This is a genomic window from uncultured Stenotrophomonas sp. (genome assembly GCF_913778665.1).
Lineage (GTDB): Bacteria > Pseudomonadota > Gammaproteobacteria > Xanthomonadales > Xanthomonadaceae > Stenotrophomonas.
Map to the genome: position 1 here is coordinate 72,964 of NZ_CAJYVQ010000008.1, position 21,587 is coordinate 94,550.

Here is a 21,587-nt window from a genome sequence, read left to right on the forward strand (position 1 = left end):
GCTGGTTTTCCACCGGATGTGGGCGGGTGACAAACCCGGCAACTTTCGGCACTGTCGTGATGTCTGAACACCACGCAGTCTCCCCCTTGGCAAGGCGCCCTCGAGCACGTCAATGAAATTCAAAGCCCCCGCATTCCTGATGGCCCTGGCGCTGGTCGCACCGCTGGCGTTGGCTGCCAAGGCCGACTCGCCCGCATTGCCCGCTGCGGCCACCGCCGATCAGGTGACCACCTCCAAGCTGGTGTACGGCCTGTTGTCCGATAGCCGCTACGCCTACCGCCCGCGCGCGTTGGACGAGGCCACCTCCAAGGACGTGTTCAAGCGCTACCTGGAAACGCTGGACGGCGGCAAGCAGTACTTCACCCAGGCCGACGTGGCGCGCTTTGCACCGTTCGAGGCCAACATTTCCTCGGCGATCCGTGGTGGCGAGCTGGAGCCGGCCTTCCAGGTGTTTGCCGTCTACAAGCAGCGCGTCGGCGAGCGCGTGGCCTATGCGCGCAAGCTGCTCAAGCAGGAGCCGGACTTCACCACCGACGAGCGCTTCGAGTACGACCGCAAGAAGGTGCCGTGGGCGGCCAGCAGTGCCGAGCTGGATGAGCTGTGGCGCAAGTCGGTCAAGAACGACTGGCTGCGCCTGAAACTGGCCGGCAAGAAGCCGGATGACATCCGCAAGACGCTGGACAAGCGCTACGCGACGCTGGAAAAGTCGGTCAATGAACTGAAAGGCGAGGACGTCTTCCAGTTTTTCATGAATTCGTACACCAGCGCGGTTGATCCGCACACCGATTACTTCACCCCGCGCACTGCCGAGAACTTCAACCAGGCGATGTCGCTGTCGCTGGAAGGCATCGGCGCGCAGCTGCAGCGCCAGGACGATGTGGTGGTGATCCGCGAGATCATCGCCGGTGGACCGGCGGCGGTGGACGGCACGCTGAAGCCGGGCGACCGCATCGTCGGCGTCGGCCAGGGCAAGTCCGGCCAGGTCGAGGATGTGATCGGCTGGCGCATCGACGATGTCGTGGCCAAGATCCGTGGCGCCAAGGACACCCAGGTCAAGCTGGAATTCATCCCGGCGGCCGAAGGTGCCGATGGCAAGCACCACACGCTGGTGCTGACCCGGCAGAAGGTGCGCCTGGCCGAACAGGCCGCCAAGGGCGAGACCATGACCATCCCGGCCGCCAATGGTGAGCCGGCGCGCAAGATCGGCGTTATCAAGCTGCCGACGTTCTACCAGGACTTCGAAGGCCGTCGCCGCAATGCCGCCGACTATGCCTCGGCCACCCGCGACGTGGCCAAGCTGCTGGCCGGTTTCAAGAACGACAAGCTGGACGGCGTGGTGCTGGACCTGCGCAACAACGGCGGTGGTTCGCTGGATGAAGCGATCGAACTGACCGGCCTGTTCATCGAGCAGGGCCCGGTGGTGCAGGTGCGCGAGTCCGGTGGCCGCGTCACCGTCAACAGCGATCGCAACCAGGGCGTGGCGTGGGACGGCCCGCTGGCGGTGCTGATCAACCGCGGCTCGGCCTCGGCCTCGGAAATCTTCGCCGGCGCCATCCAGGACTACGGCCGTGGCCTGGTGATCGGTGAAACCAGCTTCGGCAAGGGCACCGTGCAGAACATCGTCGACCTCGACCGTTGGCCGAGTGGCGAGACCCAGCGCTTCGGCCAGGTCAAGCTGACCATCGCCCAGTTCTTCCGCATCAGCGGAAGCAGCACCCAGCACAAGGGCGTGGTGCCGGACCTGGCCTTCCCGGCCAGCGTCGATGCCACCGAGTTTGGCGAGAGCACCTACGACAACGCCTTGCCGTGGACCCGCATCGCGGCCGTGCCGCACACCCAGTACGGCAACTTCGCGCCGCTGCTGCCGAAGCTGGAAACCCGCCACGACGCCCGCATCGCCACCGACAAGGAGTTCCAGTGGTGGAACGAGGACGTGCAGCAGTTCCGCACTGAAGCGGCGAAGAAGTACATCTCGTTGAACGAGGCGACCCGTCGCGCCGAGCGCGAGCGCCAGGACACCCAGCGCAAGGAGCGCCAGCAGCAGCGCAAGGAACTGGGCCTGGCCCTGGACCCGCTGGCCGATGACAGCAGCGATGACGGCCTGACCGGCAACGAGCGCGACATCGTCAAGGATGCCGCGCGCGAGAAAGCGGCCGAGAAGCGTCCGGACCCGCTGCTGCGCGAATCGGCGTCGATCCTGGCCGACGCGGTGAACCTGCTGGCCAACGACCGCCCACTGTCGGCGCAGGTGCTGCCGCAGTCCACTGGCGCCGGTCGCTGGGCCGACTGAGCCTGCAGACGCATGTGAACCCGAGGGGCCGGCATTGCCGGCCCCGTTTCGTTGTGGAACTCCTTCCTGGCGCCACCGTCGGATGAACCGGGAACAACAGGGGCGTCTATGTCGACCTGACGCACACGGTGGCGGGACTACCCTTGCCGGTACCGTCCTCGCAGGAGTACCCATGCGGGCCTCCCGTCTTTCCAGCGCTGCTGTGGCCCTCAGCAGTGCCCTGCTCCTGTCGGCCTGCGGTGGTCGTGCCGCCGACAGCACGCTGCTGCGTGAATCCTTCGATTCCGGCGACACCTTCTCGCGCACGGTCGATGGCCGTCCAGGCGACGCCTGCGAGGCCGCGCGGCGGACCTTGCTCAGCCAGGGCTATGCCATTGCGCGTTCCGATGCGGCACAGGTGGAAGGCAACAAGAACTTCCAGCCCCGCGATGATGATCACGAGCAACTGGTACTGCGCATCTCCTGCGCGCCGCGTGGCAGCCAGACACTGGTATTCGTCAGCGCGGTGCAGGATCGCTATGCGCTGAAGAAGAGCCCGACGTCGGCCAGCGTCGGTGTTGGCGCGTTGGGTTCGGTATCGCTGCCCTTCGGCAGCAATGACGACTCGCTGGTGAAGGTGGCCAGCAGCACGGTCACCGATGCCGAGTTCTACCGGCGCTTCTTCCAGCGCTTGCAGCAGTACCTGCCGGCGGACGCTGCCACGCCCCCGGCGGCGACAGCGCCCGAACCCGCGGCGGCCCCCACGGACCAGGGGTGAGCGTGCGTGGCAGGCTGATGGGCCTGGCGCTGCTGCTGGCGCCGGCGCTGGGCGCCGCGTCCACGCCCGTCGACTGCGTACAGGGCCTGTTGCAGCGATTGGGCTGGCGCTTCGAAGACGCGGCGGTTGCCGCGCCCGAGGTGCAGGGCGGCCCGGTGTGCTCGCGTGCTTCGCTGGCGGCGGCGCAGGCGGCAGGTGACCTGCGCGTGCGCTGGCCCGTGGATCTGCCCACTGCATCGCGCCAGGCGCTGCTGCAGCAACTGCTGGACGATCCAGCTACGGTCTGCGCCTACACCTTTGAGCTGGGTGCGGCCACGCTGCGCGCGGCGACTGCTTTGGAGGGCAATCCAGCGTTCCGCTTTTCCGGCCTGCAACTGGGCTGGATCGGCTTCGGGCTGCAGGGTGCGCCGGCGCAGGGCTGGCAGCGCACACGCAGTTTCGGCCGCGGCTACGTGCCCAACCGCGGCAACAGCCGCGCGTTGCAGACGTTCTACAGTGGCAGCGTGCGCGCCGAATGCGGAGTGGGCCGCCAGGTCGCGCAGCTGGCGACCCAGCGCGAACTGTATGGCGATGCGGCGTTCGATGCGGAATTCAAACCCGCCGAACTGTCGATCGGCACGTTTCTGGCGTTGCATGACACCGACAGCATCCTGCTGGGTGCGGGTGCAGGAGATTTCTTTGCCGATGGCAAGGCGGTGCGTACATCGGCGATGGGGCGGCAGGCGTTCGTTGGCGTGCCGGGTTTCATCGAGCATGTGTACGACGCGGGCACGCTGGATGACCTGAGCAATCAGGCCGAGAACTTCGTAGTGGTATCGGTGGGCGAGGGCGCCGCGCAGGCGCTGGCCACGCATGCCGGCCTGGCCTGGTACGACCATCGCAATGCCGAACTGTGGCGGCTGGCGCAGGGCATGCCGCGGGTCGGCACGCGTTATTTCGAGCGCCTGCTGTTCGAGCGCGATGCGCAACTGCGCGCGGCGCTCGCCCCCCGCTACCGCGACACGCTGGCACGCATGGACCAGTTGCTGGACGATCCGTTCTACCAGCAGTTCGTGATCTATGTGCACCCGCGCGGTATACGTCCCATCGGTTACCACATCGCCCGCCTGCTCGATCGCAATCCGCGAACCCCGTTTTCGATCGATCTGGCGGTGCACAATCTGCATACCACGCTCTACCGGCGTTGGCGCGAGGCGCAGCTGCGCCACTGCGCAGCCACCGGCAGGCCAGGCAGCCTGACCCTAGACCCCAACTGAAGGTGAAACAATGGATATTGCAATGATCGGCCTCGGCCGCATGGGCGCCAACATGGCCCAGCGCCTGCATCGCGGCGGCCACCGCGTGGTGGGCTATGACCCGGGCGAGGGCGCCCGTCAGCGCGCCGCCGAGGCCGGCCTGGAGGTGGTTGACTCGCTGGCCGCCGCCGTGGCCACGCTGCCGGTGCCGCGCGTAGTGTGGCTGATGGTGCCGGCGGGCGAGACCGTCGACCAGACCCTGGGCCAGCTGACCCCGCACCTGGCCGAGGGTGACATCGTCATCGACGGCGGCAACTCCAACTACCAGGATTCGATCCGCCGCGCCAAGGCGCTGGCCGAGGATGACCTGGGCTACGTCGACTGCGGCACCAGCGGTGGCGTGTGGGGCTTGCAGGAAGGCTACAGCCTGATGGTGGGTGGCGAGGCCTCGGTGGTGGAACAGATCGCACCGCTGCTGCGCACGTTGGCACCGGCCGAAGATCGCGGCTGGGCACGTGTCGGCCCGTCCGGTGCCGGCCACTTCACCAAGATGGTCCACAACGGCATCGAGTACGGAATGATGCAGGCGTACGCCGAAGGCTTCGCGCTGATGGAGCGCAAGCAGGAAATGGAGCTGGACCTGGCCCAGGTGGCCGAAGTGTGGCGCCACGGCAGCGTGGTGCGTTCGTGGCTGCTGGACCTGAGCACCGAAGCCCTCAAGCGCAATCCGTCGCTGGACGGCATCGCACCGTACGTCGAGGATTCCGGCGAAGGCCGCTGGACCGTAGCCGAAGCGATCGCACTGGACGTGCCGGCACCAGTGATCACACTTTCGCTGCTGGAACGCCTGCGCTCGCGCGAATCGAATTCGTTCACCGACCGGCTGCTGTCGGCGATGCGCAACGAGTTCGGCGGTCACGCCATCAAGAAGTCGTAAGCCCCGCAATGGTGTCGGATTCCTTTCCGCAGGAAAGGGTTCTGAACCGGTCAAGCCATCGTTCCCGCGTCATCCACGCATGGCATGGCTCTACTGTGTCGGCCAAGGTCGACACCTACCAGAGCAGGACGCCCTTCCAACAGCCCGCAGCAAACTGTCGAAGGCGGGGTGGGTCCGGTTGAGGAGGTGTGAGCGGCATGGATGCCGCGACCAAGCCCCCATGGACGGGTTTACGGCGTCCCCCTCAACCGGACCCGCCCCGCCATCCCACGGAATACGCGCTTTTGACGTTGCTGTTGCCGTTGCCGTTGCGTTGAGCAGGTGCAGGGCGCAGCCCTGCCGATCACCCCAACACCACCCGCCGTCCCTCGCGCGAACTCTCCATGCCCGCCTGCAGCAGTCGCATGAGCTGCAACGCCTGCACGGGGCTCACCGTGGCTTCGCCATCACCGTTCACCGCCGCCGCGAACTGCGCATACAGCCGCCGGTAGTCACCCGCCAGGTTGTCCACCGTCGTACGCTGCACATTGTCCTCCGCATCACAGCGCAGCAGCTCGCCATGCCGCGGGTCGATGCCCCAACCGGGCGCGCCCGGCGCCACGCCACGGCGCAGCTGCGCTTCCTGCACGTCCAGGCCGTGCTTGACCCAGCTGCCGTCGCGGCCATGCACCGCGAAGTGCGGCGTCGGCGCCGCCACCAGCGAACCGGCATGCACGATCGCACGGTGCCGCGGGTAATGCAGTACCGCATGGAAGTAATCGATGCTGCTGCCGCCTTCGCGCTGCATCGCCAGATCGGCTTCGATCGCCTGTGGCCAGCCGAACAGCACCAGCATCTGGTCCAGCAGGTGTGGGCCCAGGTCATACCAGAGGCCACTGCCCGCGCCTTCCTGTTCGCGCCAGCGGTCGCGCACCTGCGGCCGGTAGCGATCGAAGTGCGCATGGCACTCGGCCACCTCGCCAAGCGTGCCTTCGGCCAGCAGCGCCTGCAGGGTGAGGAAGCCGGCATCGAAGCGCCGGTTCTGGAACACGGTGGCGATGCGGCCAGCTTCACGCGCAGTGGCCAGCACCGCTTCGGCTTCGGCAAGATCAAGTGCGAACGGCTTGTCGACCAGCACGTGCTTGCCGGCAGCCAACGCAGCCATGGCCAGGGGGGCGTGCTGGGCGTTCGGCGTGGCGATCACCACCGCATCCACGGCCGGGTCGTCGAAGACCTCCTGCGGCGTCGCACGCACGTGCACATCGCTGAACGTGCGCAGCAGGGTGTCGCGCTGTGAACTGACGATGCTGTGCAGTGCCAGGCCGGGTGTGTGCTGGATCAGCGGCGCATGGAAGACGCGGCCGGCGATACCGTAGCCGATCAGGGCCAGTTGCAGGTCGGGGCGCATGACAGGGCTCCGGCTGTGGGAAACACAGGGTAATCGACAGCCAGGCATCGCACCAAAACTGAACCGTTACCGCTGCGGGGGGCGCGATTCACGGCGGCATGACCGCAACGCCACGCCTGCTCCACGTGCGCTTGTCCAGACTGGCAGCACACACCGAAGGAGTACGACACGATGAGCAATACCACCCGTACGCTGATTGCTTCCGCCCTGACCCTGGGCCTGGCGCTGTCTTCCTCCGCCGCATTCGCCAAGGATCCGGCCGCGAAGAGCCCGCCGACCAGCACGCATCCGGCGACCCATGCCGATCGCCACGACTCCAACGAGCCGGTGACCGATACCTGGATCACCACCAAGGTGAAGGCGGACCTGCTGGCCAGCAGCAACGTGCCGGGCACTGAAATCAAGGTGGAAACGGTGAATGGCGTGGTCAGCCTCAGCGGCGCCGTGGCCACCCAGGCCGAGAAGGACAAGGCGGTCACCACCGCCAAGGGCATCAAGGGCGTGACCCGCGTTGATGCTGCCGCGTTGAAGGTCAGTGCTGCCGCCAAGCGCTGAGCCCGGTGGGCGCCCCCGCGTGGGGCGCCCGCTGATCTGTAGAGCCGGGCCATGCCCGGCTGGAACTCCAAGGCAGCCGGGCATGGGCTCGGCTCTACAGGACCGACCGCCAACCCGTTCAGCCAGCCTGGCCGGAACGCTCGCCCATATGACCGGCTGCGCTATATTGCCGGTTCCGCCGCCGTCGGGCTCGTCCCGACCACCGATTCGCGGCCTGGCTGACGAGGCACCATGGCGCTGGTTTTCAGTGACGACATCTGGGACCGCTGGCGGTTGCCAGCCCTTGCGCTGGCGGCCGCCGCTATCATCGTGGTGCCGTGGTTGACCCTGCGCGAACTGCAGCAGGACAACGAAGATGCCATGGCGTGGGTCAACCATACCCAGGCCGTGGGCGTTGCCGTGCAGCAGCTGCAGGCGGATGTCCGGGATGTTGAATCGGCGGCGTTGACCCTGTCCAAGGGCATCGATGCGCCCGGCCTGCGCGAACGCATGGCCAAGGCCAGCGAAATTCCAGGGCGATTGGCCGAACTGGGCCGGATGACCCGCGACAACCCCGATCAGCTGATCCGCATCGGTCGCATCGAGTCAATGCTGGAAGGGCGCCTGGCAGTGGCCCGCGAACTGGCCAAGTCCGAGCCGAACAGCGACCAGCGCGCGCTGGTGCAGGATCTCAGCACGCGCTATCCGATCCGCGGGCTGGTGGAGGAACTGCAGGCCAGTGAACAGAAGCTGCTGACCCTCCGCGCCGAACAGGCCGCGCGCCAGCGCAAGCAGACCGAGCTGGTGTCGTGGAGTTCGCTGGTGGTGCAGCTGGCGCTGCTCGGCCTGGTGCTGTGGCTGCTGCAGCGGCAGATCGGTCGCCGCCTGCAGGCGGAACGGCAGTCGCTGCGATCAGCGGCACGTGCGGCCTCGGTGCTGCAGACCGTGCGCGAACCGATCGTGCTGCTCGACCGCGACCTGCGCGTGCAGCTGCACAATCCGGCCTTCGCCGAACTGTACGGGCTGCAGGACGAACGCGTCGAAGGCCTGTTGCTGGAAACCGTCGGCGATGGCGCGTGGAAGGATGCGGTGGTGCGCCAGCGCCTGTCCGACGTGTTGCTGCGTGGCCGTGAGCTGTGGGATTTCGAGCATGAACAGCGCACCGCCGATGGCATGGCGCGCTACATGCTGCTCAACGCACGGCGCATGCCGTTGCCGGATACCGATGACGAAGTGGTGCTGCTGACGATCAGTGACGTCACCATGCAGCGCGCCGTGCAGCTGCGCGTGGAAGAGCTGAACCGGCAGCTGGAAGGCAAGGTCGCGCAGGTGTCCGAGGTCAACCGCGAACTGGAAGCGTTCAGCTATTCGGTCTCGCACGATCTGCGTGCGCCGCTGCGCCATGTGGCGGGTTTCTCCGACAAGTTGTCGCGCCACCTCGGCGACGCCGCCGACGAAAAGAGTCGCCACTACCTGGACGTGATCTCCGGCTCGGCACGGCGCATGGCGGCACTGATCGACGACCTGCTGGTGTACTCGCGCCTGGGCCGCGTTGCCATGCGCCAGCAGGCGGTGGACATGCAGTCGCTGGTCGCCGATACCCGCGCCATGCTCGATTCCAACCTGCAGTCCGAGGCTGAAAGCAGCGGCCATCCGCACCACGTGGAGTGGAGCATCGCACCGCTGCCGATCGTGGTGGCCGACGAGAACATGATCCGCCAGGTCTGGCTGAACCTGCTTGGCAACGCGGTGAAGTACTCGGGCAACCGCGAACCGGCGAAGATCCGCGTGGACTACCAGCCGCAGCCCGATGGCGGTCATCAGTTCACGGTCAGCGACAATGGTGCAGGCTTTGACATGGCCTATGCCGGCAAGCTGTTTGGCGTCTTCCAGCGCCTGCACAAGGCCAGCGACTACCCCGGTACCGGCATCGGCCTGGCCAGCGTGCGTCGCGTGCTGACCCGCCACGGCGGCCGTATCTGGGCCGAGGCCGAACCGGACGTAGGCGCCACCTTCCACTTCTACCTGCCTCCCGCGATCGACGCGGACAAACAAGGTCCCTCTGCATGACGACTCTGCGCACCATCCTTCTTGCCGAAGACAGCCCGGCCGATGCCGAGATGGCGATCGATGCCCTGGAAGAGGCGCGGCTGGCCAATCCCATCGTGCACGTCGAGGATGGCGTGGAAGTGATGGACTACCTGCTGCGCCGCGGCGCATACGCCAGCCGCGAGGAAGGCCTGCCCGCCGTGCTGCTGCTGGACATCAAGATGCCGCGCATGGATGGCCTGGAAGTGCTGCGGCAGATCCGCGAGCACGACGAGCTGAAGCGCCTGCCGGTGGTGATCCTGTCGTCCTCGCGCGAGGAAAGCGATCTGGCGCGCAGCTGGGACATGGGCGTGAACGCCTATGTGGTCAAGCCGGTGGACGTGGACCAGTTCTTCGGCGCCGTACAGACGCTGGGCAAGTTCTGGGCGTTGATCAACCAGGCACCGGAACTCGAGTGAGCCCATGCCCTTGACCGGTCCCGCCCTGGGGGCGCTACGCATCCTGCTGGTGGAGGACTCACCGGAAGATGCCGAGCTGATGTCCGAACAGATGCTGGATGCGGGCCTGGACGCCCGCTTCGAGCGCGTCGAGAGCGAGGCGGAGCTGCGCCAGGCACTGGCTGCGTTCCAGCCGGATATCGTGCTGTCCGACCTGAGCATGCCCGGCTTCTCCGGCGACGATGCGTTGCGCATCGTGCGCGAGACATCGCCGGAAGTACCCTTCATCTTCGTCTCCGGCACCATGGGTGAGGAGAACGCGGTGGCGGCCCTGCAGAAGGGGGCCAATGACTACATCATCAAGCACCTGCCGGCGCGCCTGCCGTCGGCAGTGGTGCGTGCGATCCGCGATGCACGAAGTGCGATCGAGCGTGCCCGGGTGGAAACCGAACTGATGCGCGCGCAGCGCCTGGAGAGCCTGTCGCTGCTCGCCGCCGGCCTCAGCCACGACCTGCGCAACATCCTGCAGCCGTTGCTGATCATGCCGGACCTGCTGAAGGCGCGCACCGACGATCCGCAGTTGCACCACCTGGCCGATGTCATCGCCGAGTGCGGGCGCCGTGGCCACGAGATGGCCGAGTCGATGCTGTCGTTCGTGCGCGGCTCGCGCAAACCGAGCGAGCGCATCGAGATCGCCGGCCTGTTCGATGCGGTGGCGCTGCTGTTGCGCAGCAATGTGCCCGACGCGGTGCGGCTGGAGCTGCAGGTGCAGGATGAGGGCCTGGTGGTCGATGCCAACTACACCGAGCTGCAGCAGGTGATGTTGAACCTGGCGTTGAACGGCATCCAGGCGATGCCCAACGGTGGCCGCCTGAGCCTCACCGCCAGCCATGCTGGTCAGCGCGATGGCGTGGACTGGATGCATATACGGGTGGCTGACGAGGGCATCGGCATGGATGCGGACACGCTGTCGCACCTGTTCAACCCGTTCTTCACCACCAAGGCCGATGGCACCGGCTTGGGCCTGATTTCCTGCAAGCGCATCGTTGAAGGCGCCGGTGGCAGCATCCACGTCAGCAGCCAGCCGGGGCAGGGCACCTGCTTCGAACTGCGGCTGCCAATGCATGAAGCCCTCGATGGCAGCGAGCCGATCGAGCAGCTGGTGGCGCTGGGCAGCGGCCAGTCGATCCTGGTGGTCGATGGCGAGGCCACGCGCCTGTCGCTGCTCGGCAACGCGTTGTCGAGCCAGGGTTACCAGCTGCAGCTGGCTTCCGATGGCGCTGCGGCGCTGCGCTGGATGCAGCAGGAAGCGATGCCGGCGCTGGTGATCGCCGATGCCGGTTCCAAGCTGTTGTCGGCCAGCCAGTTGCTGGGCGAAATGGCCGCGTTGGGCTATGGCGGTCCCGCACTGGTACTGGAAGACGCCGCAGTGACGGTGCCGGCCGATGCGTTCCCGGCCAGCGTCAAGGTGCATGTGCTGCACAAGCCGCTGCAGATGCAGAAGGTGTTCCGCGCGGTGGCCGAAGCGCTGGGCTGAGCACGCGTCGCAGGGCATGGTCCGGCACCCCCACCGCTTTCGATAGCGCCGGGCCGTGATCGGTGGCAGGTCAGGTCGGTCGATCCGCGGTTTCCCACGGGAACCGCGGCAGCGCGTCCACCGCCTGTTCCAGCCGCCGCGACCAGTTCTGGTGGATATCGGCGTACAGCGCCGAATCCGCCCCCAGCCGCAGCTGCTGGCCGACGCGCAGTTCGCCATTGCGCAGCAGCGCCAGGTCGATCGGCAGGCCCACCGACAGGTTGGAGCGGATGGTCGAATCCAGCGACACGATGGCGGTACGCGCAGCATCCTCCAGCCGGGTGGCCGGGGTGAGGATGCGGTCGAGGATCGGCTTGCCGTACTTCGATTCGCCGATCTGCAGGTAGGGCGTCTCCGGCGAGGCAGCAATGGCGTTGCCGAGCGGGTAGATCATGTACAGCCCGGGCCGCTCGCCAGCGATCTGGCCGCCGAAGATCAGCGTTGCCTGCGTATTGACCCCATCATGGCCGTGTTCGCTGTGGCTGCTGTGCACTTGGCTGTCCACCAGCAGTTGGCCGACGTATTCGGCCGCTTCGAACAGGTGGACCATGTCGCGGAGGTTGGGCGTGCGCCGTTCATCGGCATCGCGCCCAAGGCGCGACACGAGCAGCTGGGTGGTGGCCAGGTTGCCTGCCGCCATCAGCACGTAAGCCGCCTGGCCGGGGTATTCGAACACGTGCAGCTTGCGGTGCACGCGCACATCGTCCAGCGAGGCATTGGTCCGGGTGTCTGCGGCGAAGACCAGGCCTTCGTCCACTTCGATTCCAACGCAATAGGTCATGTCGGTGCCCTATCATGTGCGTCCCGGATTGTAGGCAGGCCGCCGTGACGACGGCATGTCCACGCCCCCCAAGCACTGTCACCTGAACCGCATGACCACCGTGCTCCTGAGCCTGGGCAGCAACGTCCAGCCCCGCCGCTACCTCCACGCCGCGGTGACGGCCCTGCGCGAGCGCTTCGGCGCGCTGCAGGTTTCGCCCGCCTACCGCACTGCTGCGGTCGGATTCGATGGCCCGGCCTTCCTCAACAACGCCGTGGCGATCGACACCGACCTGCCGCTGCAGGAACTGGACGACTGGCTGCATGCGCTGGAAGACGCGCACGGTCGCGACCGCAGCGGACCGCGCTTCTCCGACCGGACGCTGGACATCGACGTGGTGTTCTACGGCGACCTGGTGGTGGAGGGCCCCGGCCACCTGCGCATCCCGCGCCCGGAGCTGAAGCACGCCTTCGTGCTGAAGCCGTTGGCCGACATCGCGCCGGATTTCATCGACCCGGTCAGTGGCAAGGACCTCGCCACGCTGTGGCGCGCACATGCGCAGTACGGTGCCACGTTCGAGGTGGTGGACCTGGAATGAGGGAGGTTGCCGGCCGCTGACCGGCAACACCTCAACTGACTGTACGCCCGCCATCCACGCGCAGGGTGTGGCCGGTGACGAAGCTGGCCTCGGCCACCAGCCAGTACACCGCTTCGGCGATCTCTTCGACCGTGCCGATCCGCGCCAGCGGCGTGCGCGCCAGCAGCGCCTCGCGCGCAAAATCGTCCTTGCCCTGTTCCGGCCACAGGATCGCGCCGGGCGCCACCGCATTCACCCGCACCTTCGGCGCCAGCTCCAGCGCCAGCGAGCGGGTGGCCATTTCCAGCGCGGCCTTGGCCATCGTATAGGCGATGTGGTCGCGCATCGGGTCGGTGCCGTGCAGGTCGGTCAGGTTGACGATGCAGCCGTGCTGGCGGCGCAGGTAGGGCGCGGCGGCCTGTGACAACAGCAGCGGCGCACGCGCGTTGACCGCGTACAGCTCGTCCATCGCCTCGGCGGTCACCTGGCCGAGCGGGGTCGGGAAGAAGTTGGAGGCGTTGTTGACCAACGCGTCCAGCCGCCCGAAATGGGTGACCGCTTGTTCCACCAGGTCGGACAGGGCGTCGGCGTCCCGCAGGTCGGCCTGCAGGGCCAGCACGCTGCCCGGGCGCACGTTGTCGAAATCGAACGCGGTCTGCTGCAGCTCCGCGCTGGAGGTGTTGGCGTGCAGCACCACCGACCAGCCACAGGCGTGGAACTGGCGGGCGATGGCCGCGCCGATCCGGCGTGCGCTGCCGGTGATCAGGGCCACGGGGGCGGTGTCGCTCATGAGGGTCCTCCAAGGCTCGGCTATCCTGTGCACCATTGTCACCGCATTCGAAGACGCCATGCAGCCCACCTTCCCCCTGCCCGAAGCCGATGCCCTGGCCCACAGCGACCAGCTGGCGGCCGCCCTGCGTGCCGAGATCCTTGCGCAGGGCGGGGCGATCCCGTTCTCGCGCTTCATGGAGCTGTGCCTGTACGCCCCCGGCTGGGGCTATTACAGCGCCGGCGCCAGCAAGTTCGGCGGCAGTGGTGACTTCACCACGGCGCCCGAGCTCGGCAGCCTGTTCGCCGGCAGCGTGGCCAACGCGCTGGCCCCGGTGTTCGCCCAGCTGGATGCGCAGGCGCGGATGCTGGAACTGGGCGGCGGCACCGGCGCCTTCGCCGAGGCCGTGCTGCTGCGTCTGGCCGAGCTGGATGCGCTGCCGTCGCGCTACGCCATCCTCGAACCCAGCGCCGACCTGCGCCAGCGCCAGCAGCAGCGCCTGCAGCAGAACCTGCCGGCCGAGCTGGCCAGCTGCGTGGAGTGGGTCGACCGCCCGTTCGATGACGACTGGGACGGCGTGGTGTTCGCCAACGAGGTGATCGACGCGCTGCCGACGCCGCGCTTCCTGATCCGCGACGGCGAGGTCTATGAGGAAACCGTCGAGCTGGATGGCGATGGCAATTTCATCCGCGGCGCGCAGCCGGCCGACGTGCTGCTCAACGGCGCGGTGCGCCACCTCGAGCGCTACCTGGAAAAGCCCTTCGCCGATGGCTACCGCTCCGAAGTTCTGCCGCAGCTGCCGTACTGGCTGCAGGCGGTGGCGGGTGGCCTGCAGCGCGGCGCGATGCTGTTCGTCGATTACGGCTACAACCGTGGCGAGTTCTACCAGCACGACCGCGACGACGGCACCGTGCGCGCGTTCTACCGCCACCATGTGCATAACGACGTGCATCGCTGGCCGGGCCTGCAGGACATCACCGCATCGGTCGACTTCACCGCGATGGCCGAGGCCGGCCTGCATGGTGGCTTCGAGCTGGCTGGTTACTGCAGCCAGGCCAGTTTCCTGCTTGGCAATGGCCTGGACCAGGTGCTGGTGCTGGCCGAAGAGCGCACCGATGAAGTGGGCCGCATCCAGCTGCGCGACCAGGTGAAGAAGCTGACCCTGCCGACCGAGATGGGCGAACGTTTCCAGGTGATCGGCCTGCAGCGCGAGGTGGATTTCGAACCGGCCTTCGAGCTGGGTGACCTGAGCTGGCGCCTGTGAGTGCAGGGTCGCCGGTGATCAAGCCGCTGCGGCGGCCGCGGCTGTGGACCGCGCTGTGGCTGCTGGCGGTGCTGGTGGTGATCGTGGTCTGCCTGATCCCGCCGCCGCCGATTCCGCTGCCGGAAAACAGCGACAAGGGCGAGCACTTCCTCGCCTATTTCATCCTGGCTGGCAGCGCCGTGCAGTTGTTCCGTCGCGGCACGCCGCTACTGTGGGTGGGGCTGGGCCTGGTGCTGATGGGCATCGGCATCGAGTTCGCGCAGGGCGCGTTCACCGATAACCGCGTGGCCGACCCGATGGATGCGATTGCCAACACGATGGGCGTGCTGGCCGGGATGGCCACGGCGTTGACGCCGATGCGCGACCTGCTGCTGCGCTGGCGCGGTTGATGGCGTGCCAACCAAGGTTGGCACCCACCGGTAGATCCACGCCACGCGTGGATGAATTTCCCCCGGCGCCGGCAAACACCGGCACCGGAGGACACGACCCCGGTCATTTCCCCAGCGTCATCTCATCCAGCACCCACATTGCCGGGCGCGTGTCGCCGGTGAAGTTGATACACAGATCATCCGTGCCCGACATGCCCTTCGGCAGCGCCGCGCGCAGGATGACGAAGCCATCGGCATCGGTGCTGGCCGGCAGCGGCACCTGGGCCACGACCTTGCCGGTGCAGTCGCCACGACGTATCAGCATTTCGCCATTGCGGCCCCTGGCCTTCTCAAACTTGCGCGCCGGCTCGTCGTGGGCCAACTGGAAGTAGTAGGGGATGCGTCCGGCACGAACCTGCACGCTGCCGATGCCATCGAGCTGCGCGGCCGGCCAGCGCCAGCACGGCTGGAAGATGTCCACGGTGAACACCTTGCGCGCACCTTCGCGCGGGCCATCGTCTTCCAGGCGCAGCACCAGGCCCTTCTCGCCTACGCAGCTGCGCAGTTCCTCGCTGTGGCGGCTGAGCAGCGACTGCGCGGTGTAGGACGCCACGGTCGGTGCCGCTGCCAGCGGCTGGCCCTGGAAGAATGCGGCGGCCTGCACGGTGGCCGGCAGCGGCTGCGTCAGCGGCTGCTGGTACAGCGGCGAGCGGGCCGTCACCGGCGTGCCGTCGATGCTGTAGCGCACTTCATAGCCCAGCGGATTGGCCAGCGACACCGTCACCGTGTTGGCGGCGCGGTCGTCGGTATGGCCCACGCCCACTTCGAACGGGGTCTGCGCATAGGCCAAGCCCCAGGCGCGGTAGCGCTGCAGCTGCGCCGGCAGGCGGGCGAGGAAATCGCGGAAATCCCGATGCTCCGGCGCGCTCCAGCCAGTCTCGGCCACTGCGGCCAGGCGCGGGAACAGGTTGTGCTGCAGGCGTGCGTAGGTGCGCGTGTGCTCGGTGAACATGTTCGCCTGCAGGCCGAGGATGTGCCCGCGCTTGTCGGCGGCCAGCTCGGCCGGCACCGGCTCGAAGTTGTACAGCTTGGCCAGGTTGACCTGGGTCGGACGGCCCGGCGGCTCGTTGGGCGAACCGGTCTGCAGGTAGTCCAGGTACAGGTGGCTGACCGGCGACATCACCACGTCATGGCCACTGCTGGCCGCGACCAGGCCGCCTTCGGTGCCGCGCCAGGACATCACCGTGGCCTGCGGCGGCAGGCCGCCTTCGAGGATCTCGTCCCAGCCGATCAGGCGGCGGTCGTGCGCTTCCAGGAAGGTTTCCAGGCGCTTGATGATGTGGCTCTGCATGGCCATCTCATCCTTGATGCCCAGCTCGCGCATGCGCTTCTGCACCTGCTTCGAGGCGATCCACTGGTCCTTGACCGCCTCGTCGCCACCCACGTGCACGTACTTGGCCGGGAACAGCTGGATCACTTCCTCCAGCACGTTCTCCAGGAAGGTGACGGTGCTGTCTTCCACGTTGAACAGGTTGGGGAACACGCCCCATTCGCTGATCGGCTTCAGCGGCGTGCTGATCGAACCCAGTTCCGGGTAGGCGGCGATCGCAGCCGTGGCGTGGCCGGGCACATCGATTTCCGGGATCACCTGGATGTGCAGCTTGGCCGCATAGGCGATCACCTCCCGGATCTGGTCCTGCGTGTAGAAACCGCAGTACGGGTATTCCTGCTTCGTCACTGGATCGATGCCGCCATCGCCGGCCGGGAGGCGGCAGCTGCCCACGTCGGTCAGCTTCGGGTAGCGCTTGATTTCCATGCGCCAGCCCTGGTCGTCGGTCAGGTGCCAGTGGAAGGTGTTGAGCTTGTGCGCGGCCATCGCGTCGAGCACGCGCTTGATCTCGTCCAGGCTCTGGAAGTGACGGGCCGAATCGAGCATGAAACCGCGCCAGCTGAAACGCGGCGCGTCCTGGATCTGTACTGCCGGCAGGACACCGTTGCTGCCGCCGGTGGCGAGCTGGGCGAGGGTGGTCGCGCCGTAGAACAGGCCGGTTTCGTTGCCGGCCTGCACCAGCACGCCCTGGGCGGTGCTCTCCAGCGTGTAGCCCTCGCCGGTATCGCGGAAGGTGGGAATGATCTGGAAGCGGATGCCGCCGGCCTTGGCCGCGGCCTTGCCGGTAGCCAGCGCCAGGCGCGGGCCGCCACTGCGGGCGAGCAGATCGGCGAACTGGCCCGCCACGCGCTGCTCGGCTTCGCTGTCGGCGCGCAGGGCCGTCCCTGCGGCCACGGTGATGCCGGCGCCATTGCCGCGCTGCACGTTGGCCGGTGCGGGGATCAGCATCAGGCTGCCGGCGCGCAGCTGCGGGCCGGGGCCGGTATCCAGTGCCGGGGCATCGGCGGCGCGGGCGGCGGCGGGAAGCATCGCCAGGCCCAGCAGCATGCCGGCAAGGGGGAAGGGTCGCATCATCTCACTCCTGTGGTGGGCGGCTCGCTGTGCCGCGCGTGGCCGCCGCGCAGGCAGCGATTCCAGTCTCCCATCGTACGACGGGCCCGGAAATCCGGGCCCGTCGCGATGTGCAGCTGGGTGCAGTCTTAGAACTTGAAGTGCAGGGTGGCCATGTAGCGGCGGCCGCTCTTGTACTTGCCAGCCAGGTGTTCCTTGTCGCCCAGGTACTGGAAGTAGGTCTCGTCCAGCAGGTTCTGCGCGTCCACCGTCAGCGACCAGTTGTCGTTGAAGGTGTAGCCGAAGCTGGCCCCCAGTTCCGCGTAGTCGTCCACGCTGGACGGGGCAGCACCGGCCACGTAGCCGCCGGCCAGGTAGCTGTCACGCCAGTTGTAGGTCAGGCGCGCGTTGATCGGGCCCTTCTCGTAGTACGGGCTGAAGGCGATGGCATTACGCGACTGGTACGGCAGCGGATCGCCGGTGTTGTTCTCGCCATTGGCGTAGGTGTAGTTGGCGGTCAAGCCGAATCCGCTTTCGCCGAAGGGCTGCTGGAAGCTGATGTTGAAGCCCTTGACGTGGCCGCTGCCGGCGTTGCGCGGGCGCTGGATGCTGTAGTCGCAGTAGCCGTCGGCGGTGCAGCCGTTGGTACCGACGAGGTTCGCCCAAGTGGCCGGCGAGGTATCGCGGATCGAGTTGTACTGACGCTCGATGGTGGCCGAGGTATCGATGTAGTTGTCGATCTTCTTGTAGAACACCGACCAGGCCACCACGGCCTGCGGCGCGTAGTAGTACTCGGCCGAGGCATTGAAGTTCCACGACTCATACGGCGACAGATCGGCGTTGCCGCCCGAACCGGTCAGAGTGGTGTCGTTGAGGAAGGTGTTGTTGACCATCTGGTTGTACGGCGCCCAGGCGATCACCTTGGCCGCGGCGAAGCGGAACACCCAGTCGTTGTCGGTATCCCACGCGACGTTCAACGACGGCAGCACGAAGTCTTCCTTCTTGGTGCGGGTCTGCCACTTGCTGTCCAGGTCGGTCAGGGTCGGCGTGCCGCCGTAGACGAAGCCGCTGCCTTCGGTCTTGGAATCAACGTAGCGCACGCCCAGGTTGCCACGCAGCGGGCCGTTGGAGAAGTTCAACTGCGCGTAGGCCGCGTTGTTGGTCTGGGTCAGCGCCCAGCTGTTGTTGAGGTAGCTGGCCGGATCGGGGTTGCTGTAGTCGATCGGGCTGTTGCGCACCCAGTTCAGCACGTTGTTGCGGCCGGCCTGCACGTGGCGGCCCTGGTCGGTGGTGAAGCCCTGGATGTCGGTCAGGCCGATGGTGCCGACGTCGGCCAGCGTGCCCGGGGTGACGCCGCCATACACGTTGAGGGTGAAGGCTTCATCGTGCTTGCCGTGGCGCACGCCGAACTGCAGCTGGTTGAAGATGCTGTCGAACTGGACGTTGAAATCGAGCTGGGCGTAGGTGTCCTTGCTCTCGGTGGAGAACACGCCGTTGTTGCCGAACCAGCCGCCGGCTGAACCCCAGTTGGCCGGGTTGCGGGCGCCTGCCGGGTCATCGAAGGTGATGCCCTTGTCCATGCTCCAGCTGTATCCGCCGTTGTAGAACGGCTCGATGAAGTACTGGGCCAGGTTCTTGTTGTCGGATTTGCTCTGGCCGGCCTGGCCGGTCACGCCCCAGCGTTCGCCCTTCCATGCGCCGCGCAGGTCCACGCCCTTGGTCACCACTTCGGACAGGCGCACGTTGTTGTCATAGATCAGCGTGCCGCTGTTGGCGGTGGCGCTGGCGTTGGAGTGGCCGCTGGTAGCCACGCCGTTGCGCACGTTGCCGAGCTGGTTGACGGCGTTGACGGTGCCCGGGTTCCAGGTCAGGAAGGAATAGAGCGACTGGTTGTAGTTGTCGAACTTTTCCTTGATGTACATGCCGCTCAGGTTGAACTCGAGCTCATTGGTCGGCTTGAACTGCAGGTTGACCACGGCGCTGTCGCGCTTGCGTTCCTGCTGGAACCAGGCGGCGTTGAACGAGTTCGGCACGTCCACGTCGGCAGCCACGCCGGTGGCATTGGGGAAGGTGCTGGCCTTGGTGTAGCCGAACACTTCCTTGCCCTGGCGGTCGACGGCTTCTTCGTAGTGCTGGGCCGAGACGGCTACGCCGAAGGTCTCGTCGTTGTTCTTCCAGCTGTACAGCACGGCCGCGTTCGGCTTGCCTTCGCTGGCCTGCTGGCTGTAGCTGTAGCCCACCGAGGCGGCCACTTCGTTCTGCTTCAGGTCCAGCGGCTGGCGGGTGTGCATCAGCACGGTGCCGCCGAGGCTACCTTCGGTCAGTCGCGCTTCGGACGACTTGATGATCTCCGCGCGGCCCAGGATCTGCGGGGCCAGCAGGGTGTAGTCGAAGCCGCGGTTGGGCTGTTCGCCGTACAGCCAGATGGCCTGCGCCACCGGGTGGTTGTCCAGGAAGGACAGGTTGAGGCTGGGGTCGGTGCCGTCGATGCTGACGCGCTCGCCCTGGCCGAAGCGGCGGTCCAGGGTCACGCCCGGGATCTGGGACAGCGCTTCAGCAACATTGGTGCTCGGGAACTTGCCGATGTCCTCGGCAGTGATCGCTTCGGACACGCCGACGTTGTTGCGCTTGGTGTCCAGCGATTTTTCCAGGCTTGCGCGGATGCCCACCACCTGCACGGTGTCCAGGTCCTGCGGGGTAGCCTGCTGGGCGTGCGCCGAGAAGGCGAGGCAGCCGACGATGGCTGCCGAAAGCAGAGTCTTGCGGGTGTTCATGATGTCTCTCCTCATCACTGATGTGCGTTGTCGGCGGCGAACGAATGGCAGGTCATGCCTGGCGCCAGCAGGGGCTGCCGGGCGCGATGGTGCGATTCCAGTGCGTCGTGCGTACTGCGGTGCTGCGTACTGCTTGCTGCGTACTGCGGTTCAGGCGTTGGCGTGGAGCAGGAACCAGCTGGCGGCGCCGATGACGCCCAGCTGCCCGTGCTCGACCACCTTCACCGGGATGCGTGCCAGCGCTTCGCCCATCGGTCCCTTCTGCAGGTAGCGTTCGACGAAGGTGCTGGCATGCAGGTATTCGCGGATCTGCGGCAGGATGCCGCCGGCCAGGTAGACGCCTCCGTGGGCGCCATAGAACAGCGCCATGTCGCCGATGGTGCTGCCGAGCAGGCCACAGAACACATCCAGTGCCTGGCGCGCATGCGCATCGGTATCGGCCATGGCGGCGGCAGTTATCGCATCGGGGCTGGTCAGCGTCGGCGCCTGTCCCTGCAGCGCGCATACCGCGCGGTACAGGTTCATCAGGCCAGGGCCGGAGATCGCATGTTCGATCGACACATGCGCGCGATCGCGCTGCATGTGGCGGACGATGGCCATTTCCAGTTCGGTACTGGCCGCCAGGGTCGGCTGCCCGGCTTCGGTGGGCAGCACCACCGGGCCGTGCGCGGTGGGAATCCACAGCGCGGCACCGAGGCCGGTGCCGGGGCCGACCACCAGGGTCGGGCCGCGTACAGCGGTCTCCGGCCCGCACAGATGCAGCACACCGCTGGCGTCCACCTGTGCGGCGGCATAGGCCACGGCTTCGAAGTCGTTGACGATGTAGACCCGCTGCAGGCCGACGTCGGCTTCCACCTGGCGGGCCGACAGCGGCCACGGCAGGTTGGCGGTGATCACCGTGCCGTCCTCGCGGGCGTAGCCGGCGCTGGCAACCACGCAATGCGAGGGCCGCGGGCCGTCGCCGAGGAAGTCGGACAGGATCGCGCTGAGCCCGGCATGGTCGGCATTGCGGTACTTGCGGTATTCCAGCACCTGCACCGGATGCGCAGCGTCGCCGCTGGCCTGGACCCGGGCCACGCGCACATGGGTACCGCCGACGTCGGCGGCCAGGAACGAGGGCGCGACGCGGGACAGGACATGGGCCGGGGCGGGGTGGCTGGCGGTCACGCGGGCTCCTGCTGCAGGTGGGGCCGGACCCGGGAACGGAGCCGGCGATTGGGGCGGAGTCTGTAACTCCGCTGACAACGATGTCAACGAGTTCGTGACACTTTCGTTGCTGCGCCGCAACGAATGCGTCGCGCAGTAAACGTTTACATGGCGTGAGTGCGGGTTTCATGCGGGAACCATTGCTGCATGGGGCTCAAGGCCTGAAGCGCATTCAGCACAACACCCCGTGATCGGGTTGCGCAGTGCAACATGAGGTTTGCGGAGGC

17 protein-coding genes are annotated in these 21,587 nt (G+C 67.0%); 11 read left to right on the forward strand and 6 right to left on the reverse strand.

Translation table 11 applies throughout. From position 1 onward, the window contains the following. The first annotated feature begins 112 nt into the window (after window positions 1-112). From QZ853_RS09125 to gnd, 4 genes are all read left to right on the forward strand, one after another. Window positions 113-2,290 carry a carboxy terminal-processing peptidase gene (locus QZ853_RS09125; protein WP_295572182.1) on the forward strand — a complete coding sequence of 726 codons (2,178 nt, stop codon included), beginning with the start codon at window positions 113-115 and terminating at the stop codon, window positions 2,288-2,290. Between the two features lie 172 nt (window positions 2,291-2,462). Beyond that, on the forward strand, window positions 2,463-3,047 hold the full coding sequence (locus QZ853_RS09130) for a DUF2242 domain-containing protein (protein WP_295572185.1): 585 nt from the start codon (window positions 2,463-2,465) through the stop codon (window positions 3,045-3,047). 17 nt (window positions 3,048-3,064) lie between these two features. Next, window positions 3,065-4,303, forward strand: coding sequence for a hypothetical protein (locus QZ853_RS09135; protein WP_295573453.1), 1,239 nt, complete (start codon window positions 3,065-3,067; stop codon window positions 4,301-4,303). Window positions 4,304-4,313: 10 nt separating this feature from the next. After that, a complete protein-coding gene (gene gnd, locus QZ853_RS09140; RefSeq protein ID WP_295572187.1) occupies window positions 4,314-5,219 on the forward strand; it encodes a phosphogluconate dehydrogenase (NAD(+)-dependent, decarboxylating) in 906 nt (301 codons plus the stop codon). Window positions 5,220-5,562: 343 nt separating this feature from the next. Here the strand turns inward: gnd and QZ853_RS09145 are convergent, their stop codons facing one another. Then, window positions 5,563-6,606: an oxidoreductase gene (locus QZ853_RS09145; RefSeq protein ID WP_295572189.1), complete on the reverse strand. Its 1,044-nt coding sequence runs from the start codon at window positions 6,604-6,606 to the stop codon at window positions 5,563-5,565. A gap of 171 nt (window positions 6,607-6,777) precedes the next feature. Between QZ853_RS09145 and QZ853_RS09150 the strand changes: the two genes are divergently transcribed. The 4 genes from QZ853_RS09150 to QZ853_RS09165 all read left to right on the forward strand — a co-directional run bounded on the left by QZ853_RS09150 (window position 6,778) and on the right by QZ853_RS09165 (window position 11,163). Then, window positions 6,778-7,161: a BON domain-containing protein gene (locus QZ853_RS09150; RefSeq protein WP_006470382.1), complete on the forward strand. Its 384-nt coding sequence runs from the start codon at window positions 6,778-6,780 to the stop codon at window positions 7,159-7,161. Window positions 7,162-7,392: 231 nt separating this feature from the next. Beyond that, window positions 7,393-9,210: an ATP-binding protein gene (locus tag QZ853_RS09155; RefSeq protein WP_295572194.1), complete on the forward strand. Its 1,818-nt coding sequence runs from the start codon at window positions 7,393-7,395 to the stop codon at window positions 9,208-9,210. Then, window positions 9,207-9,647, forward strand: a complete 441-nt coding sequence (locus QZ853_RS09160; RefSeq protein WP_107231996.1) for a response regulator — start codon at window positions 9,207-9,209, stop codon at window positions 9,645-9,647. The genes QZ853_RS09155 and QZ853_RS09160 overlap by 4 nt, the downstream gene beginning before the upstream one ends. A gap of 4 nt (window positions 9,648-9,651) precedes the next feature. Beyond that, window positions 9,652-11,163, forward strand: a complete 1,512-nt coding sequence (locus tag QZ853_RS09165) for an ATP-binding protein (protein ID WP_295572200.1) — start codon at window positions 9,652-9,654, stop codon at window positions 11,161-11,163. A 70-nt stretch (window positions 11,164-11,233) separates the two neighbouring features. Here the strand turns inward: QZ853_RS09165 and QZ853_RS09170 are convergent, their stop codons facing one another. Next, a complete protein-coding gene (locus tag QZ853_RS09170) occupies window positions 11,234-11,983 on the reverse strand; it encodes a 20S proteasome subunit A/B (protein WP_295572203.1) in 750 nt (249 codons plus the stop codon). Between the two features lie 91 nt (window positions 11,984-12,074). On the opposite strand from QZ853_RS09170, the gene folK reads away from it, so the two are divergent. Continuing rightward, window positions 12,075-12,560: a 2-amino-4-hydroxy-6-hydroxymethyldihydropteridine diphosphokinase gene (gene folK, locus QZ853_RS09175; RefSeq protein WP_295573456.1), complete on the forward strand. Its 486-nt coding sequence runs from the start codon at window positions 12,075-12,077 to the stop codon at window positions 12,558-12,560. Between the two features lie 31 nt (window positions 12,561-12,591). On the opposite strand, the gene QZ853_RS09180 is transcribed toward folK, so the two are convergent. Beyond that, window positions 12,592-13,329: a pteridine reductase gene (locus QZ853_RS09180; protein ID WP_295572206.1), complete on the reverse strand. Its 738-nt coding sequence runs from the start codon at window positions 13,327-13,329 to the stop codon at window positions 12,592-12,594. A 58-nt stretch (window positions 13,330-13,387) separates the two neighbouring features. Here QZ853_RS09180 and QZ853_RS09185 point away from each other — a divergent pair, with 58 nt between their 5' ends. Together QZ853_RS09185 and QZ853_RS09190 are read left to right on the forward strand one after the other, a co-directional pair. Beyond that, window positions 13,388-14,572 carry an SAM-dependent methyltransferase gene (locus QZ853_RS09185; RefSeq protein ID WP_295573459.1) on the forward strand — a complete coding sequence of 395 codons (1,185 nt, stop codon included), beginning with the start codon at window positions 13,388-13,390 and terminating at the stop codon, window positions 14,570-14,572. Continuing rightward, entirely contained in the window at window positions 14,569-14,961 is a 393-nt protein-coding gene (locus tag QZ853_RS09190) for a VanZ family protein (RefSeq protein ID WP_295572208.1), read from the forward strand. The genes QZ853_RS09185 and QZ853_RS09190 overlap by 4 nt, the downstream gene beginning before the upstream one ends. A gap of 103 nt (window positions 14,962-15,064) precedes the next feature. On the opposite strand, the gene QZ853_RS09195 is transcribed toward QZ853_RS09190, so the two are convergent. The 3 genes from QZ853_RS09195 to QZ853_RS09205 form a co-directional block, all read right to left on the reverse strand. After that, a complete protein-coding gene (locus tag QZ853_RS09195; protein ID WP_295572210.1) occupies window positions 15,065-17,404 on the reverse strand; it encodes a family 20 glycosylhydrolase in 2,340 nt (779 codons plus the stop codon). Window positions 17,405-17,529: 125 nt separating this feature from the next. Beyond that, complete coding sequence (locus QZ853_RS09200) at window positions 17,530-20,154, reverse strand: TonB-dependent receptor (RefSeq protein ID WP_295572212.1); 2,625 nt, start codon at window positions 20,152-20,154, stop codon at window positions 17,530-17,532. Window positions 20,155-20,304: 150 nt separating this feature from the next. Then, a complete protein-coding gene (locus QZ853_RS09205; RefSeq protein WP_295566924.1) occupies window positions 20,305-21,321 on the reverse strand; it encodes a glucokinase family protein in 1,017 nt (338 codons plus the stop codon). Window positions 21,322-21,587: the final 266 nt, after the last annotated feature.

Coding starts and splice junctions, on each gene's coding strand:
- QZ853_RS09125 (WP_295572182.1), top strand. CDS start 113: ATGAAATTCAAAGCCCCCGCATTCCTGATGGCCCTGGCGCTGGTCGCA.
- QZ853_RS09130 (WP_295572185.1), top strand. CDS start 2,463: ATGCGGGCCTCCCGTCTTTCCAGCGCTGCTGTGGCCCTCAGCAGTGCC.
- QZ853_RS09135 (WP_295573453.1), top strand. CDS start 3,065: ATGGGCCTGGCGCTGCTGCTGGCGCCGGCGCTGGGCGCCGCGTCCACG.
- gnd (WP_295572187.1), top strand. CDS start 4,314: ATGGATATTGCAATGATCGGCCTCGGCCGCATGGGCGCCAACATGGCC.
- QZ853_RS09145 (WP_295572189.1), bottom strand. CDS start 6,606: ATGCGCCCCGACCTGCAACTGGCCCTGATCGGCTACGGTATCGCCGGC.
- QZ853_RS09150 (WP_006470382.1), top strand. CDS start 6,778: ATGAGCAATACCACCCGTACGCTGATTGCTTCCGCCCTGACCCTGGGC.
- QZ853_RS09155 (WP_295572194.1), top strand. CDS start 7,393: ATGGCGCTGGTTTTCAGTGACGACATCTGGGACCGCTGGCGGTTGCCA.
- QZ853_RS09160 (WP_107231996.1), top strand. CDS start 9,207: ATGACGACTCTGCGCACCATCCTTCTTGCCGAAGACAGCCCGGCCGAT.
- QZ853_RS09165 (WP_295572200.1), top strand. CDS start 9,652: ATGCCCTTGACCGGTCCCGCCCTGGGGGCGCTACGCATCCTGCTGGTG.
- QZ853_RS09170 (WP_295572203.1), bottom strand. CDS start 11,983: ATGACCTATTGCGTTGGAATCGAAGTGGACGAAGGCCTGGTCTTCGCC.
- folK (WP_295573456.1), top strand. CDS start 12,075: ATGACCACCGTGCTCCTGAGCCTGGGCAGCAACGTCCAGCCCCGCCGC.
- QZ853_RS09180 (WP_295572206.1), bottom strand. CDS start 13,329: ATGAGCGACACCGCCCCCGTGGCCCTGATCACCGGCAGCGCACGCCGG.
- QZ853_RS09185 (WP_295573459.1), top strand. CDS start 13,388: ATGCAGCCCACCTTCCCCCTGCCCGAAGCCGATGCCCTGGCCCACAGC.
- QZ853_RS09195 (WP_295572210.1), bottom strand. CDS start 17,404: ATGATGCGACCCTTCCCCCTTGCCGGCATGCTGCTGGGCCTGGCGATG.
- QZ853_RS09200 (WP_295572212.1), bottom strand. CDS start 20,154: ATGAACACCCGCAAGACTCTGCTTTCGGCAGCCATCGTCGGCTGCCTC.